The organism is Aquirufa sp., from assembly GCF_044377215.1.
Lineage (GTDB): Bacteria > Bacteroidota > Bacteroidia > Cytophagales > Spirosomataceae > Aquirufa.
Genome location: NZ_JBILJM010000010.1, coordinates 1 through 13,834 on the forward strand (window position 1 = coordinate 1; position 13,834 = coordinate 13,834).

Sequence of the window (13,834 nt, forward strand, 5' to 3'; positions counted from 1 at the left end):
GAATAGATCCTAGTAAATAACTCAATAAAGAAAGACCGGTAATAATTAAAATCATAAATCGGCAATAAAATCGCTATTTAGCGTCAATTCAAATATAGGTTGCTAATCTGCCAAAATCAAGAAGTTGAAAAAAGTTCTTGAAAAGTTTAAATTTTGGTCTTTATAATATACTAAAAGTGAAAATTTATAGACCCCATCAAACGAAAAAGCTCCGGATTTCCATGATCCAAATAACTCAAACGATGAAATGCTTGCAACCTAAAAAGTTTAAAAATATTATCGATTCCATAACCCACTTCAACAAAAGCCTTTTTAGGATCCAAGGAATCAAAATCATAGCGATCCAGGTAGCGCGAGTCCATAGGCCGATTAACCTCTTTCATGAGCTCTCGATTTGACGTTCGCTGGCTACCATACAGCACGTTTGCGCTCGCAATAAACCTCCATTTTAATTTTTTAATGAGGGGTATCCTATTGAAAAATAAACCTTCAAAGTTGTGATTGTATTGCAACGATGCGAAGCGGTCACTAACAAATTCAAAATAGTTCATGGTGGAAAACGCACTCCGAACAAACATAAATGTCTCATTCCCCAAATGTGGAAATAAGAGCGGCGCAGGAAGATTGGAAGGGGTATATCCGGCCAATAGCGTATAATCTGATCGACCGTATTTCCCGAATCTAAACGTTTGGTATGCTTTAATTGTAAATCGCTGATAGTTGAAATCGCCACCTAATAAGCCCCTAAAGCCTTGCTGATACCGAAATGTAAGCACCGGGATGCGGCGGGTAGCCAGCGTGACTTTCTCATTCCCATTTAAAATAAAGGTTTCATTTTTAGCAAAACGTGCCTCTAGTGTAAAAAATGTATCATTATAATAATCCTGCACGGGCGATTCCATTCCTAACTCGGGTTGGAGTCGGTATTGAAAACGGAATAAGGGATCAAAGGAACGCATGTTCATGGAGCCAGTTAACCGAAAACCTCGAATAAATTCAGTGGAAAAAAATGCTTCCGAGTCTCTCCTAAAAAATGCCCCTGAAAATGAACCCCAACGCGTAAATGCATAAAATAATTTATTGTCTCCAATCAGATCCGGGGTTAATCCAACACGCTCTAATTCATAACTATGCTTGATTCCAGCCACCGTCCATTTACTTTTGGAGAATAAATAATTCACCTCCCCTGAATATTTGGGAATCAAATCCTTGGTACCAAAACTGGCGTGCCCTCTAAAAATCCAACTTGAATCAAATAGCGCATTTGTCCGAAAACCCAAGCGCACCCGAGCCCCCTCAACTTGATTAATCGCCAAACCTGAAATGTAGGGTCCCACATCCATATCATTAAATTTACGATAACCACCCAGTACGACATCAGCAATCTCCACGTAGGTTCGCACGGCGGGCACCGACTTCACCGAATCAATCATCGAAAAAGCAACTAAGTCTTGTCGGCTTAGCGACTCATGACGCGCATTTTTCCAGTATGCTGGATCAGCATCGCGCGCATCCTCCGCCACCTCAGATGTTCGATCATAAAAATTTAACGGATGCGGCTTATTGATCACAAAATCTTTGTTGGAGATATACATCTTCAACAACATCCCCGCCGAGCCCTTCGAAATTTCCTCTAGATCAATCAAAAAACGTGTCCGCGCTGGCAACCATACGCCATCAGATGTTTGCTCAAGCTCTTGCGAAATCTTTACTTTTTCAATAAAATTAAGGTTGGCCGCTTTCCCCACGGTGGCGTCAATTTGCGTTAAAGCAAAGTGCGTTGTATCAATCCACATTTGACCAATGTACGTTAAATCTGCGGGGTTTTTGGGTTCAAATTCAATTTGATAACATACCCTTCCTTCTACTTGTACCGTGTCTAGCAAAAAATACTGATACGTTTGCCTCCATTGTTCCCCAATCGGGCTAGCAAAATCCTTACCAAAAAAGCTAATGAAGTTTTGATAAAAATTATAATTCGTCACCAAATTTCCGCCAACAAGTTGGGAAATAAGTCCCCCATCGCCCATACCCACTCCTTTGATGTTTGTTTTTTTAATATGCTCTCTGCGGCGACGAGGCGATTCGAGATAATAAAATTTACTGACAGTTTCCGTGATGTAGGTGGGAATCACCAACTTACCATCTTCTCCGGCCTGCTGCTCAAATTTTTTAATTGACGAAGCAATAGCTTGCATCACTTTTTTCCCTTTGAACTTTTCGGAAATGTTATCCACATCCAACTCCATTTTCGCATATGAATCATATTCATAGGCTGAGAGTTGGACGCGATCATTGCGGAATTTTTGTGCCTGAACAGCGCGTAAAATACGAAAAGCAGGGTTCTCCCCTGAATACACTTTTACCTCTGTTAAATTAGATGAACTGGGATTTACTTGAAAATCTACTTCATGTATACCGGGAGATTGGGAGACTGATTTGACCCGTCGGGTATACCCCACCATCGAGACAAACAAAGAATCAGCAGCTACGTTAGATTGAAAGGAATAAACCCCTTGAAAATTAGTTGTACCTCCGCTATTCACCCCCTTGATTCCTACAGACGCAAAGGGAATTGGATCTCCCGAATCTGCATCCGTTACTAATCCCTTGTAGACAAATTGAGCCTTTACATGGGAAGCGAGGAGTAGAAAAATAAACACTAGCCAACGGCTATTGCGACACAAAATCATCCTGTAGTTATATTTACTAAATTTCAATTTGATCAATGTCCCTCAAAAATCTGGTCATCCAAAACAAATTTTTTGAATTTCCGAAGGGCATGAGCACGATGTGCTATTTGATTTTTTTCGGCCAAACTCAACTCTGCGAAGGTTTTCGTTAGACCTTCTGGAACAAAAATAGGGTCATATCCAAATCCATTAGATCCCCGTTGCTCCGCTTCAATATGTCCTTGTATCTCGCCTTCAAATACATAAAATTTACCCTGATGATGCAATGTCAAAATTGTCACAAACCGTGCCTGACGATTAACAGAGCCAGCTAATGCATGCATCAACTTCGCCATATTCGCCGAATCACTTTTATGCTCACCTGCATAGCGTGCAGAATAAACACCCGGAGCTCCTCCTAAGGCCTCCACTTCCAATCCTGAATCATCCGCCAAACACGTAATTCCTCCAAAATTTTGCGCAATATATTGTGCTTTTTGCCTCGAGTTTTCAGTTAAGGTTTTTCCCGTCTCCGGAATCTCTACAGCTAAGCCTAAATCAAAAACCGTCCGAAAATCAAAAAGATCTCCTAGGAGATCCTTGATTTCATCTATTTTATGCCTGTTTTGTGTCGCTAAATAAATAATTGGTTTCATTATCCCTAAGGCGCAATAACCGAAATTTCAAAATACAATGTAGAATAGCCTGGTATCGCAGAGTTGCCTGCTGTACCATAACCCAATGAATATGGAATTATAACAGCTGCTTTCTCCCCAGCACGCATCTTTTTCAATGCCTCTGTAAATCCAGGAATCAAATTATTTTGACTCAAGACAAAAGGGACCGTTGGGGTTCCTAACGTCCCCGACCCAAAAATAGGGTTGTAAACAAATGCACCTGATACATCTGAATGAACATAACTATAAGACAAACGACCCGTGTAATTTACTAAAACAGGTGCATCAGCTGATACAGCAGCGCCTGTTGGATTGGTTACTAATTTCTTAAACAACAACCCCGAACTTGTTTTTTCCGGGTTTTCAATGTTGTATGTTTTTTGAATCAAGGCAATTTGAGCCGCCTCATCTCGAATAGCATCAATGGTTAACTCCAGAACAATGACCGAAAAAGCAGGTACATCACCCAATTGGGAACTCCCAAAAGCCAATGCCGACGGGATTAAAAACAAACCACTTTCCCCTTCATTGAGCAAACTTAAAGGCAAACTAAATAGCGATTGAGATGTATTGACACCCCAAACAAGTGATCGATTAATGTTTTTAGTTCGGGAAGTGGAATCGATTATTTTACCATCCAACAAGCTCATTTTGTAATGAAAAGTAACTAGCTCTCCTACAATTTTAGGTTTTACTTTATCACTCGGACTAGGAGTTTGATAGTACAATCCTGTCTGTAATGACTTCGTCAAGGTTAAATTCTTGAGCTTGATGTAATCTTGAATCTCAACCTCATTCTTATTCGAAGGGTCTTCTGGCGTTTCGAGCGTACAGCTACTAAATAAAACGGAACAGATACATACTAAACCAAAAATATATTTCATCTACTTTATTGAATTTTGGCAACGTAAATTTCAAAAACTAAAGGTGTAAAGCCAGGAATGGTCGTACTCGATCCTTTTTCACCATATCCAAGAGAAGACGGGAAAACGAGAACAGCTCGCTCGCCAAGACGCATCTTGGCAACACCTGCTGAAAAGCCTTTAACCGTCTGCGAACTACCTATCGTCACAGAGAAGCTATCCGTACGCGCCATATTTCCATCAAATGCAACTCCATTTAATAAACGGCCTGTATACTTCAATTTAACTACTTTCCCGGACGCAGGAACGTCACCTGTTCCAGGAGTCAAACTAATGTAGCGTAAGCCATCAGCCGTTCTTTCCTTAACTGTGTATTTCTTTGCCGCAATATATTCTTCGATACGATCATTTTGACTGCGAACAGAATAATTCTTGATAACCACCTTCACAGGCGTAAATGCAGGAAGCCCATCAAAAGATTGTGATGTACCCGGTAAGCCCATAACAGCCTCTTCTCCATCCTTTAGATAGGACATCAAACGACCAAAAATGGGATTCAAATACCCAAATTGGTACACCAAAGGATCCTTTGGACTTTCAATAATCTGACCTGTTAACAAATTCGAAAGCTCATAGTGCATTTGAAGCGTATCTGCCTTGGAGGCAAGTTCGCCTGTGGAATTTGTTTTAGTCAGCGCGTAATAAGCGCCATTTTCAATCGCAATAGGAGATTGATTTTGTTTCGCAAAAAAAGCTAAAATTTGGGCCTGATTTTCTTTGGCCTTTACTTCATCTGCTAATTCCACATTGGACAAACACGAACTCATCGTCCAAACGGCAAGAATTGCCCAAAACCCTTTTTGAATACTACCTATCATAATGTTCTCTAAACGAAAAAAACGTCTCTTTCGTATCAACCAAAATAAAGGGGGAACAAATCCCCCCTTTACAAATTATTTTTTGCTCAATACCTCAACCTCAAATACTAAAACTGAATTAGCTGGGATTGGACCACGTCCTTGATCACCGTAGGCCATTTGAGAAGGAATAACAAAAACTCCTTTTCCGCCTGCCTTTAATAAAGTTAACGCTTCGTTAAAACCTGGGATCATCTGACCTAAAGGCATTTCTGTATTAGAACCCTTATCAAATTCTTTTCCATCTAAAAATGTGCCACGGTAGTTAACCATCCATGATTCTCCCATTTTAGGCGATGCACCTTGACCTGGTTTTTCAATACTTGCAAGCAATCCTGAAGCCGTTTTTGTGAATTTCTTACCTGATTTAGCAATATATGCATCAATCATAGCAGGTTGTTTGGCAAGTAATTTAGCAGCATCTGCTTTCGCTTTCTCTGCTTGGCCAGCCATTTCTTTTTCAAATTCAGCCTTTGATTGAACTTTCAAAATCTTTACCGTATACTTTAAATCAGTCCCCGGCTTCAAGAATGGAGGCAAAGGAGCTTGTACTGTTTTCGCCAAGCTATCGATCGGAACCAAAATTGTGGCCGAATCCCCAATAGATAATAAACGAAGTCCATTTTCGAATGTACCCTTAAATGCTCCTGGAGCAGCTTGCGGTGCCTGAACCATCCCTTTTCCTGGTTGGCCATCCTTACGCGTATCCTGCAAAACAGAATCAGCGCCATTTTTGATCACCAAATCAAACGTAATGATATCCCCATCTTTCAACTTTTTTGCATTGTTGTCATGACTGTGGATTTGAATTTTTACTCCTTCAATTACTTCTACTTTATCCTTGGTACAAGCTGTCATTAAAACAGTAGCAGAAAATAGGACTCCTAAGATTTTACGCATGATTTCGTTGTTTATTTTTATAAATTTTTAACTCGATTAATTTCAGAAAGGTACAAAGGTAACACTTCTAGCAATTTTTCCTTCGCTTCTGTCAAACCGCCAGAAGAAAATCGTCCGCCAGACGCATTTTTATGTCCACCACCCTCAAAATAAGTAGCGGCAAATTGGTTCACTGCAAAAGGCTCAATCGACCGAAAAGATAGCTTTACACCATCTGGACGCTGAATCATACAAATAGACCAAATTGCTCCGGCCAACTGTAAGCCATAATTCACAATGCCTTCCGTGTCACCAGGTTGCGAATGAAATTGTTTTTGATCTTCCTCCGTAATCCACATAAAGGCTAAATGATAATCAGGTAAATATTCCAAGCGGTTTGCCAGCACATGACCCATAAATCGCAACCGTTGCAAACTCGCCGAATCAAATACCTTGCGATGAACCGCGTTTGTATTCACTCCTATTTTAATCAACGCCGCAACAACTTCGTGCACATGTGCTGTCGTATTTGGATGTCGGAATGATCCCGTATCCGTCATAATTCCAGAATACAAGCATGACCCCATATCCATATCAATTAAAGCTTCATCGCCCCATTCTTGAATCAAATCAAAAATCAACTCACAGGTAGACGCCGCAATCGTCCGATGGTAATAATAATCGGCAAAGTCCTCCGGATCCAAGTGATGATCAATAACCACCTTCTGGCAACGTGCCGCTTCGACCCATTTAGCCAAACCATGCAAACGCTGCATGCCCGAGAAATCAAGGCAAAAAATCCAATCCGCCGATTGAATCAATCCATCAATTTGAACCTTGTGAATAATATTTTCAAAATCAAGTATGTCAGCAGCGCCAGGCATCCATAAAAGATTAGCCGACAACCCAGAGGGAACAACAACAATTGCATCTAAACCCTTCTTAATCAAATACTTCTGCCAGGCTAATGTAGAACCAATAGCATCAGAATCAGGATTGAAATGCGTCGTAATAATAACTTGTTGGCCCGGAACTAAGGCAGCACGTAGTGCAGAAATTGATGACATAAAGTTGGATAAAGTGCTTATGATTTGGGCGTTCGCAAAGTTAAAGATAAATTTGTTGAAAAGTAATAAAAACGAGATGCCAACAAACAGAACTTTTACCATGATTAAACCCGATGCCATTGTAGATGGATTTACGGGACCTATCATTGAACAAATTGAAGCCGCGGGATTTAGAATCGTCGCGATGAAAAAAGTGCACCTGAGCATGGAAGAAGCAGGAAAATTTTATGAAGTTCATCAAGAGCGCCCATTTTACGGTGAGCTTTGTGAGCACATGTCTTCCAATCCAATCATTCCCATGGTCTTGGAAAAAGAAAATGCCATAGAAGAGTTTCGAATACTAATCGGAGCAACAGACCCAGCCAAAGCGGCAGAAGGCACAATTCGTAAGCAATTTGCCCGCTCAATAGGATCAAACGCGATTCATGGATCTGATTCGGACGCAAATGCAGCAATCGAAGGAGCTTTCTTCTTTACGCCCTCTGAACTTAAATAAGCCTATTTGTGCTTATAGAATAAAAAACCATTCTCTTCTTTGATCAAAATCAAGTTGGGATGGTACTTATAGCGATCCTCGGCATTCGTCTTCATCACCAAATAGGTGGGACGATCTGTCGAGGATTGTTTCATTAACTCCTCACCCGACGGACTATACGCCTGCTTTTGAAAATACAATAGGTGCGCAAAAGATTTGAAGCCAACGGGCTCGATGTAGACTTTTTGACCTACATGCGAAATGTAAAAATCCAGCGGTGTTGCCTGGGTATATCCCTCAATTTTGGGAACGACTATGGCCATGTAAGCCATAATTACAATTACTCCAGCGCCCATCAAGCGCATGATATGCTTAAACAATATTTGTTTTTGCCAAACCGTAACTAACACCACAAGCCCCAAAACCATGCCAATTACAACTTCCCAGCCCTCCCAATAAACAGGAGCTTGTAAATTACCCTGGACAAAAACATCTTTGATGTATACACTGTAAGTGCCAGCATGCATCCCGATCCACGGAACAAGCGTTAAAATAATGGCCAAAATTACCCCAATACTGGTTAGAAAAATCGTATATCCGCGCTTCCATGTCCAATTTCCCGTGGACCAATCATGCAAAACGAGCGCAGAGAAATAAGTTAATGGCAACCAGCACATACTCGAATAATGCACAATTTTAGTCTTGACTAAGCTGAACAAAATCAACACAACCCAAAACAGAACTTGCATCCACTGACTTAAACTAGCTGGTTGATTTCGCGAAAATAACCGCGGACCCGCCCAAATCGAAATAGGAAAACAACCCAAGAGTAAAACAAAAAAATGATAATAAAACGGTTGGCCATGCCCGGCATCACCTGTCGTCAACAAGCGTATTTGATAGGCAAAAAAGTCAACCAAAATTCCCCATCCGAAATGCCAAACAATCAAGGCGTACCACGTGACAAAAAGGAAAATTGCCAGTATTGCGGCCAATACCACCCCGGAAAACAATCGCTTGAAATTGGCAAAAACCTCAGCCCGTTGAATCAAAGAAAAAACAAAAATCGTTAAACCCCACAGTAAAAGTGCCACCGGGCCTTTGGTCAACATACCTAATCCGATGCAGATACCGGCCCACAAAGCAGGTCGCAAGGAACTGGGATTCGCGTAAAACTGACTTATCAAATAAACGCCTAAAAAAATAAAGAGATTAAATAGCGGATCAATGATACCCGAACTTGCATAAACGTGTGGCGTGATAGCAGCCAGGTAGGAAAATGCCCAAAGGTGACCCATGCGTTCGGACACATGCTTCGACCCGATTCGATAAATGACTAATAAGGTTGCGATGCCAATTAATGCATTTGGAAAGCGAGCAGCAAATTCCATGGACGTCCATGCCGATTCCGTAAATGTGCCAAAAAACTGAAAACTCAACACCTGAAGCCACATGAACAAGGGTGGCTTTTCCCAAAACGGCTGAAAGTTAATTTGGACGCTGAGGTAATCTCCGCTGACCAACATCTCACGCGCTGATTCCGCAAAATTAATTTCGTCCCAATCAAATAAATGCGACACCCCTAAGAAAGGAATAAACACGAGTACCCCAATAATCGACCACATTAAATAGGGTTTACGCATTACGTTTGACATCATTCTCATTTGATTTATACAGCATAAAATAATACACAAGTGCAGAACTTAAAAAACCAATCCCCGCACCGAATGTGACATCAATCGGAAAATGCTGCATCAGGTATAGCCGTGAATACGCGACACCTATGGCTATAAGTGCCATAAATAGGCCCCAAAGACGCGATTTACCCAATAAAGCAAACCAAAAAAACATAAACCAAGCGGCGGAAGTATGTCCCGAGGGAAAGCTATTGTGCGTGTGTACATCCACCCCTGGAACTAGATCCCAAGATATATGTAGCTTAGCAAAATAGGCAATTGGCCGCAAGGCATTCGGGAAAATTAGATGCTTAATACCTTGAATAATAAGCGTAGAAACGGCATAGGAAGTCAAAAACGGAACAAAAAAAGAACGTTTCTTTTGGTATAAATATACGGCTAGGGCAATCGGCAAGAAAACTTCAGCGAGTGACGTAAGAAAACGAAATATATAATCCGCCCAAAGTGCATGATGCGAATTCACCCAAGTCATTTGCTCAAGCCGCGTAGATGATAGCAAAACACCAATACAAAGGCATTCGAAAGCCACAAAGGCTAAACTAAACGTCCATAAAGATTTTTTCGACTGGGTCACAAGTTCAAAGGTCGGAAGATTTTATGAAAAAGGTAAGCGTCCTACTTGCTGTTTCCGAAAATTTACCTAATTTTGCATTCCTTTTTTTAGCACAAGCCGTGTCATGAAAGTATTAGAAGCGTACCAGATACCCATCATTTCATTAGAAGATAAAGCGTATCAATACACTTTTAGCGGGAATGATACATTTTTTGCAGCTTTTGAGCAGGATTGGGTAGAGAAAGGCACATTTAATGTGACGGTTGACTTAACGAAGTCGGCCTTAATGATTCAAGTTCAGTTACAGATTACGGGTTCAATAGAATTGACTTGTGACCGATCGCTGGAGCTCTTTGATCATGCACTTGCGGTGAATGAGAAACTTATTTTTAAGTATTCAGACCACAGTGAGGACATGGGGGACAATTTATTTTTGTTGGACCGCAAAGAGCCCAAATTAAACTTATCGCAAGATATATTTGATTTTATTGCGTTAGAGGTTCCTATGAAGAAATTGCATCCGCGTTTTTTAGTAGAAGGAACGGATACTGAAAGAGATGAATTTATTTACACGACAGATCGTGCGGATGCAAATCAAACGAAGTCGGCAGAAGAAGCAACAGACCCACGCTGGGCTGCGCTTCAAAAATTAAAAGATTTAAAATAAAATTAATTAACAAATACGATGGCACATCCTAAACGAAAAATCTCTACTACGCGTCGTGATACGAGAAGAGCGCATGATTTCGGAACTCCTAAGCATTTAGGCGTAGACCCACAAACAGGCGAAACTCACCTGTATCACCGTGCACACGTGCATGAGGGAAATTTATATTACAAAGGTAAAATGATTGTAGAGGGATATTCTGCACGTTAATTTTACTTGGGTCAAAAAAATCAGTTTTTTTTGAGTTTTGCCAAAAAGTCCCGTTAAAATACTATTTATTGACTAAAATTAATACTATTTTTGTCCTTAGATTTAGTATTTAAACACCTAGTAAATGAACATAGCAATCGACGTAATGGGCGGGGATTATGCCCCCGAAACAATAGTTGATGGGATTCTTTTAGCGATTTCAAATTTAGCCCCGGAAGAAATTATTCTTGCGGTTGGCCCAGCCGATACAATTAATACATTACTGACTGAACGAGGTTATACGGGTAGTCAAATTCGCGTGATCCATGCGGAAGAAGTAATTGAAATGGGAGAACATCCCACTCGAGCATTAACGCAAAAACCCAATTCCAGCATCGGAATTGGGTTTGCGCTTTTAAAGGAGGGCAAAGCCGATATTTTCGCATCCGCTGGAAATACGGGTGCCATGATGGTAGGCTCCTTATTCTCTGTCAAAACAATCGAAGGAATTCAGCGTCCTGCTATTGCCGGATTTATCCCACAGACGGATGGCACACATTCGGTGATGTTGGATATTGGGGCGAATGCCGACTGCAAACCTGAAATGCTCGCTCAGTGGGCGGTATTAGGTTCAGCTTACGCAGCGGCCACACGCGGAATTGAAAGTCCACGCGTCGGATTATTGAATATAGGCGAGGAAGAGCAAAAAGGTTCCACGTTGACGCAAGCGACCTATGCTTTACTGAAGGCAAACGAAAAATTAAATTTTGTTGGTAATTTAGAAGGGAAAGATATTTTCCGCGGGAAAGCAGATGTGATTGTCACGGATGGTTTTACCGGTAATATTGTCCTCAAAATGGGTGAATCCATTTACAACATCATGAAAGAAGAAGGCATGATGAACGAATTTGTGGATCGTACTAATTACGAGAATTACGGAGGAAGCCCTATTATTGGCATCAATGGAAATGTTATTATTGCCCATGGGGCTTCAAGTCCAAAGGCCATTATGAACATGATTAAATTATGCCAAAACATAGTAAAATCGAATGTTTGCCAAAAAATTAAGGCAGCCGTCGAAAACAACTAATACGATATGTCAAATAAAATAAGCGCAGCCATAACGGGAGTAGCCGGATACGTCCCTGATTATGTGCTAACGAATGAAGAGTTAGAAAAGTTAGTAGATACAAATGACGAGTGGATTACCTCCCGCACAGGAATTAAAGAGCGTCGCATCTTAAAAGGTGAAGGACAAGGGACTTCTGTCATGGGAGCCAAAGCGGTAGAAGAATTACTTCGTAAAACGAATTCAACTCCTGATCAAATTGATTTATTGATTTGCGCAACGGTAACGCCCGATTACCTATTCCCCTCTGCATCCAACATGATTTGTAAGTCGGTAGGTATCCGCGAAACAGCATCTTTCGATTTAGCAGCAGCATGTTCTGGATTCTTAAATGCATTAGCCGTTGGCTCGGCATTCATCGAGGCCGGCCGTTACAAAAAGGTCATTGTCGTTGGCGCAGATAAAATGTCGGCCATCGTCGATTACACAGACCGCACCACGTGCATTCTTTTTGGTGATGGTGCAGCCGCAGTGCTATTGGAGCCCAATACAGAAGGTTTAGGCGTTCAAGACTTCATCTTGAAATCTGATGGTGAAGGCTGTGAAAGTTTAATGCAAAAAGGTGGCGGTAGCGCTTACCCTCCAACGCATGAAACTGTTGAGCAAAAACTACATTACATCCGTCAGGAAGGACAAGCAGTTTATAAATTTGCGGTGACCCGCATGGCGAATGTTTCCGCGGAGATTATGGAGCGCAATGACTTAGTGGGCGATGACATTCGGTTTTTGGTGCCACATCAGGCCAACAAACGTATTATTGATGCAACGGCGAGCCGGATGGGCATCGGTGAGGAGAAGGTCATGTTGAATATCCAAAAATATGGCAACACGACTGCGGCGACGATTCCATTATGTTTATGGGATTATGAAAGTCAATTAAAAAAAGGAGATAAATTAATTTTGGCGGCCTTTGGTGGCGGCTTTACGTGGGGTTCCGCTTACATAACGTGGGCATACGATCCAAAATAATCAACAAAACACAATGGCAACTACAGCAGATATTAAAAATGGCATGGTGATCAAATACAATGACGATTTGTTTTCGATCATTGAATTTCTTCATGTGAAACCAGGAAAAGGTCCGGCATTTGTTCGGACAAAATTACGCTCATTGAGCTCTGGAAAAGTATTAGATAACACCTTTAATTCAGGTGTGGCTATCTATCCAGTGCGCGTTGAACGCAGAAAATTCCAATTTATTTACAAAGACGAATACGGCTATAACTTTATGGACCAAGAGTCTTTTGAGCAAATCCTCCTGAATGAAAATCTGTGCGTCATGGCCGATTTGATGAAAGAGGGTCAAGAAGTGGAGATTTTGATTAATACGGAAAATGATTCCGCACTTTCATGCGAATTACCTCCATTTGTTGAATTGAAAGTTACGTATACGGAACCAGGCGTACGCGGAGATACGGCGAACTCGCCTAAAAAACCAGCTACAGTGGAGACAGGGGCAACAATTACGGTTCCTATCTTTATTGAGCAAGATGAATTAATCAAAGTAGATACAAGAACTTATTCATACGCGGAGCGCGTCAAATAATTTTATATACATTTGTCAAAGTAAAAACGGTCACCTATTAACAAACCGAAATGGATACGAAAGAAATACAACGATTGTTAGATTACATCGCAAAATCTCCCTTAGCGGAAGTGAGCATTGAAACCGAGGGTTTAAAAGTTTCAGTGAAAAAAAATAGCGCGGTTGCACCTGTAGTAACAGTTGCTGCTGCTCCCGCTCCAATAGCTGCAGCACCGGCGGCGGCAGCACCAGTAGCTCCGGTGGCAGCACCGGTTGCCGACAACCTTTTTACAGTCAAATCCCCAATGATCGGCACATTCTACCGCGCAGCTGGTCCAGATAAAGATAATTTTGTGGAAGTTGGCACAGAAATCGCACCCGGAAAAACCTTGTGCATGATTGAAGCGATGAAATTATTCAATGAAATTGATTCAGAGATTTCTGGAAAAATCGTTCAAATTTTAGTGGAAAATGCAAGCCCAGTGGAGTTTGACCAACCATTATTCGTAGTAGAAAAAGCTTAA

15 protein-coding genes are annotated in these 13,834 nt (G+C 41.2%); 7 read left to right on the forward strand and 8 right to left on the reverse strand.

The annotated features are described in order from the left end of the window. Positions 1 to 170: 170 nt before the first annotated feature. The 6 genes from ACIQ6T_RS04830 to ACIQ6T_RS04855 form a co-directional block, all read right to left on the reverse strand. Entirely contained in the window at positions 171 to 2,663 is a 2,493-nt protein-coding gene (locus ACIQ6T_RS04830; RefSeq protein WP_395784775.1) for a DUF5686 family protein, read from the reverse strand. Between the two features lie 62 nt (positions 2,664 to 2,725). Beyond that, the gene (gene rdgB, locus ACIQ6T_RS04835; RefSeq protein ID WP_395784776.1) at positions 2,726 to 3,328 is read right to left on the reverse strand and encodes an RdgB/HAM1 family non-canonical purine NTP pyrophosphatase; all 603 of its coding nucleotides are present in this window, start codon (positions 3,326 to 3,328) and stop codon (positions 2,726 to 2,728) included. Positions 3,329 to 3,333: 5 nt separating this feature from the next. Then, positions 3,334 to 4,233: an FKBP-type peptidyl-prolyl cis-trans isomerase gene (locus ACIQ6T_RS04840; RefSeq protein ID WP_395784777.1), complete on the reverse strand. Its 900-nt coding sequence runs from the start codon at positions 4,231 to 4,233 to the stop codon at positions 3,334 to 3,336. Positions 4,234 to 4,238: 5 nt separating this feature from the next. After that, positions 4,239 to 5,090: an FKBP-type peptidyl-prolyl cis-trans isomerase gene (locus tag ACIQ6T_RS04845; RefSeq protein ID WP_395784778.1), complete on the reverse strand. Its 852-nt coding sequence runs from the start codon at positions 5,088 to 5,090 to the stop codon at positions 4,239 to 4,241. Between the two features lie 75 nt (positions 5,091 to 5,165). Beyond that, positions 5,166 to 6,029, reverse strand: coding sequence for an FKBP-type peptidyl-prolyl cis-trans isomerase (locus ACIQ6T_RS04850; RefSeq protein WP_395784779.1), 864 nt, complete (start codon positions 6,027 to 6,029; stop codon positions 5,166 to 5,168). A gap of 17 nt (positions 6,030 to 6,046) precedes the next feature. Continuing rightward, the gene (locus ACIQ6T_RS04855) at positions 6,047 to 7,075 is read right to left on the reverse strand and encodes a bifunctional oligoribonuclease/PAP phosphatase NrnA (protein ID WP_395784780.1); all 1,029 of its coding nucleotides are present in this window, start codon (positions 7,073 to 7,075) and stop codon (positions 6,047 to 6,049) included. A gap of 76 nt (positions 7,076 to 7,151) precedes the next feature. Here ACIQ6T_RS04855 and ACIQ6T_RS04860 point away from each other — a divergent pair, with 76 nt between their 5' ends. Then, a complete protein-coding gene (locus tag ACIQ6T_RS04860) occupies positions 7,152 to 7,571 on the forward strand; it encodes a nucleoside-diphosphate kinase (protein WP_395784847.1) in 420 nt (139 codons plus the stop codon). A 2-nt stretch (positions 7,572 to 7,573) separates the two neighbouring features. Here the strand turns inward: ACIQ6T_RS04860 and ACIQ6T_RS04865 are convergent, their stop codons facing one another. Beyond that, positions 7,574 to 9,208 carry an ArnT family glycosyltransferase gene (locus ACIQ6T_RS04865; RefSeq protein ID WP_395784781.1) on the reverse strand — a complete coding sequence of 545 codons (1,635 nt, stop codon included), beginning with the start codon at positions 9,206 to 9,208 and terminating at the stop codon, positions 7,574 to 7,576. After that, entirely contained in the window at positions 9,186 to 9,821 is a 636-nt protein-coding gene (locus ACIQ6T_RS04870) for a phosphatase PAP2 family protein (RefSeq protein WP_395784782.1), read from the reverse strand. Before ACIQ6T_RS04870 ends, ACIQ6T_RS04865 begins: the two co-directional genes overlap by 23 nt. 103 nt (positions 9,822 to 9,924) lie before the next feature. Here ACIQ6T_RS04870 and ACIQ6T_RS04875 point away from each other — a divergent pair, with 103 nt between their 5' ends. The 6 genes from ACIQ6T_RS04875 to accB all read left to right on the forward strand — a co-directional run bounded on the left by ACIQ6T_RS04875 (position 9,925) and on the right by accB (position 13,834). Further along, on the forward strand, positions 9,925 to 10,467 hold the full coding sequence (locus ACIQ6T_RS04875; protein ID WP_395784783.1) for a YceD family protein: 543 nt from the start codon (positions 9,925 to 9,927) through the stop codon (positions 10,465 to 10,467). A gap of 18 nt (positions 10,468 to 10,485) precedes the next feature. Further along, positions 10,486 to 10,677, forward strand: coding sequence for a 50S ribosomal protein L32 (gene rpmF, locus ACIQ6T_RS04880; RefSeq protein WP_315577081.1), 192 nt, complete (start codon positions 10,486 to 10,488; stop codon positions 10,675 to 10,677). A 124-nt stretch (positions 10,678 to 10,801) separates the two neighbouring features. Continuing rightward, entirely contained in the window at positions 10,802 to 11,746 is a 945-nt protein-coding gene (gene plsX, locus ACIQ6T_RS04885; RefSeq protein ID WP_395784784.1) for a phosphate acyltransferase PlsX, read from the forward strand. A gap of 6 nt (positions 11,747 to 11,752) precedes the next feature. Beyond that, a complete protein-coding gene (locus tag ACIQ6T_RS04890; RefSeq protein WP_395784785.1) occupies positions 11,753 to 12,754 on the forward strand; it encodes a beta-ketoacyl-ACP synthase III in 1,002 nt (333 codons plus the stop codon). A 13-nt stretch (positions 12,755 to 12,767) separates the two neighbouring features. Next, a complete protein-coding gene (gene efp, locus ACIQ6T_RS04895; RefSeq protein ID WP_395784786.1) occupies positions 12,768 to 13,331 on the forward strand; it encodes an elongation factor P in 564 nt (187 codons plus the stop codon). A 50-nt stretch (positions 13,332 to 13,381) separates the two neighbouring features. Further along, complete coding sequence (gene accB, locus ACIQ6T_RS04900) at positions 13,382 to 13,834, forward strand: acetyl-CoA carboxylase biotin carboxyl carrier protein (protein ID WP_395784787.1); 453 nt, start codon at positions 13,382 to 13,384, stop codon at positions 13,832 to 13,834.

Coding starts and splice junctions, on each gene's coding strand:
- ACIQ6T_RS04875 (WP_395784783.1), top strand. CDS start 9,925: ATGAAAGTATTAGAAGCGTACCAGATACCCATCATTTCATTAGAAGAT.
- ACIQ6T_RS04865 (WP_395784781.1), bottom strand. CDS start 9,208: ATGATGTCAAACGTAATGCGTAAACCCTATTTAATGTGGTCGATTATT.
- rdgB (WP_395784776.1), bottom strand. CDS start 3,328: ATGAAACCAATTATTTATTTAGCGACACAAAACAGGCATAAAATAGAT.
- ACIQ6T_RS04860 (WP_395784847.1), top strand. CDS start 7,152: ATGCCAACAAACAGAACTTTTACCATGATTAAACCCGATGCCATTGTA.
- ACIQ6T_RS04840 (WP_395784777.1), bottom strand. CDS start 4,233: ATGAAATATATTTTTGGTTTAGTATGTATCTGTTCCGTTTTATTTAGT.
- rpmF (WP_315577081.1), top strand. CDS start 10,486: ATGGCACATCCTAAACGAAAAATCTCTACTACGCGTCGTGATACGAGA.
- efp (WP_395784786.1), top strand. CDS start 12,768: ATGGCAACTACAGCAGATATTAAAAATGGCATGGTGATCAAATACAAT.
- accB (WP_395784787.1), top strand. CDS start 13,382: ATGGATACGAAAGAAATACAACGATTGTTAGATTACATCGCAAAATCT.
- ACIQ6T_RS04890 (WP_395784785.1), top strand. CDS start 11,753: ATGTCAAATAAAATAAGCGCAGCCATAACGGGAGTAGCCGGATACGTC.
- ACIQ6T_RS04855 (WP_395784780.1), bottom strand. CDS start 7,075: ATGTCATCAATTTCTGCACTACGTGCTGCCTTAGTTCCGGGCCAACAA.
- ACIQ6T_RS04850 (WP_395784779.1), bottom strand. CDS start 6,029: ATGCGTAAAATCTTAGGAGTCCTATTTTCTGCTACTGTTTTAATGACA.
- ACIQ6T_RS04845 (WP_395784778.1), bottom strand. CDS start 5,090: ATGATAGGTAGTATTCAAAAAGGGTTTTGGGCAATTCTTGCCGTTTGG.
- plsX (WP_395784784.1), top strand. CDS start 10,802: ATGAACATAGCAATCGACGTAATGGGCGGGGATTATGCCCCCGAAACA.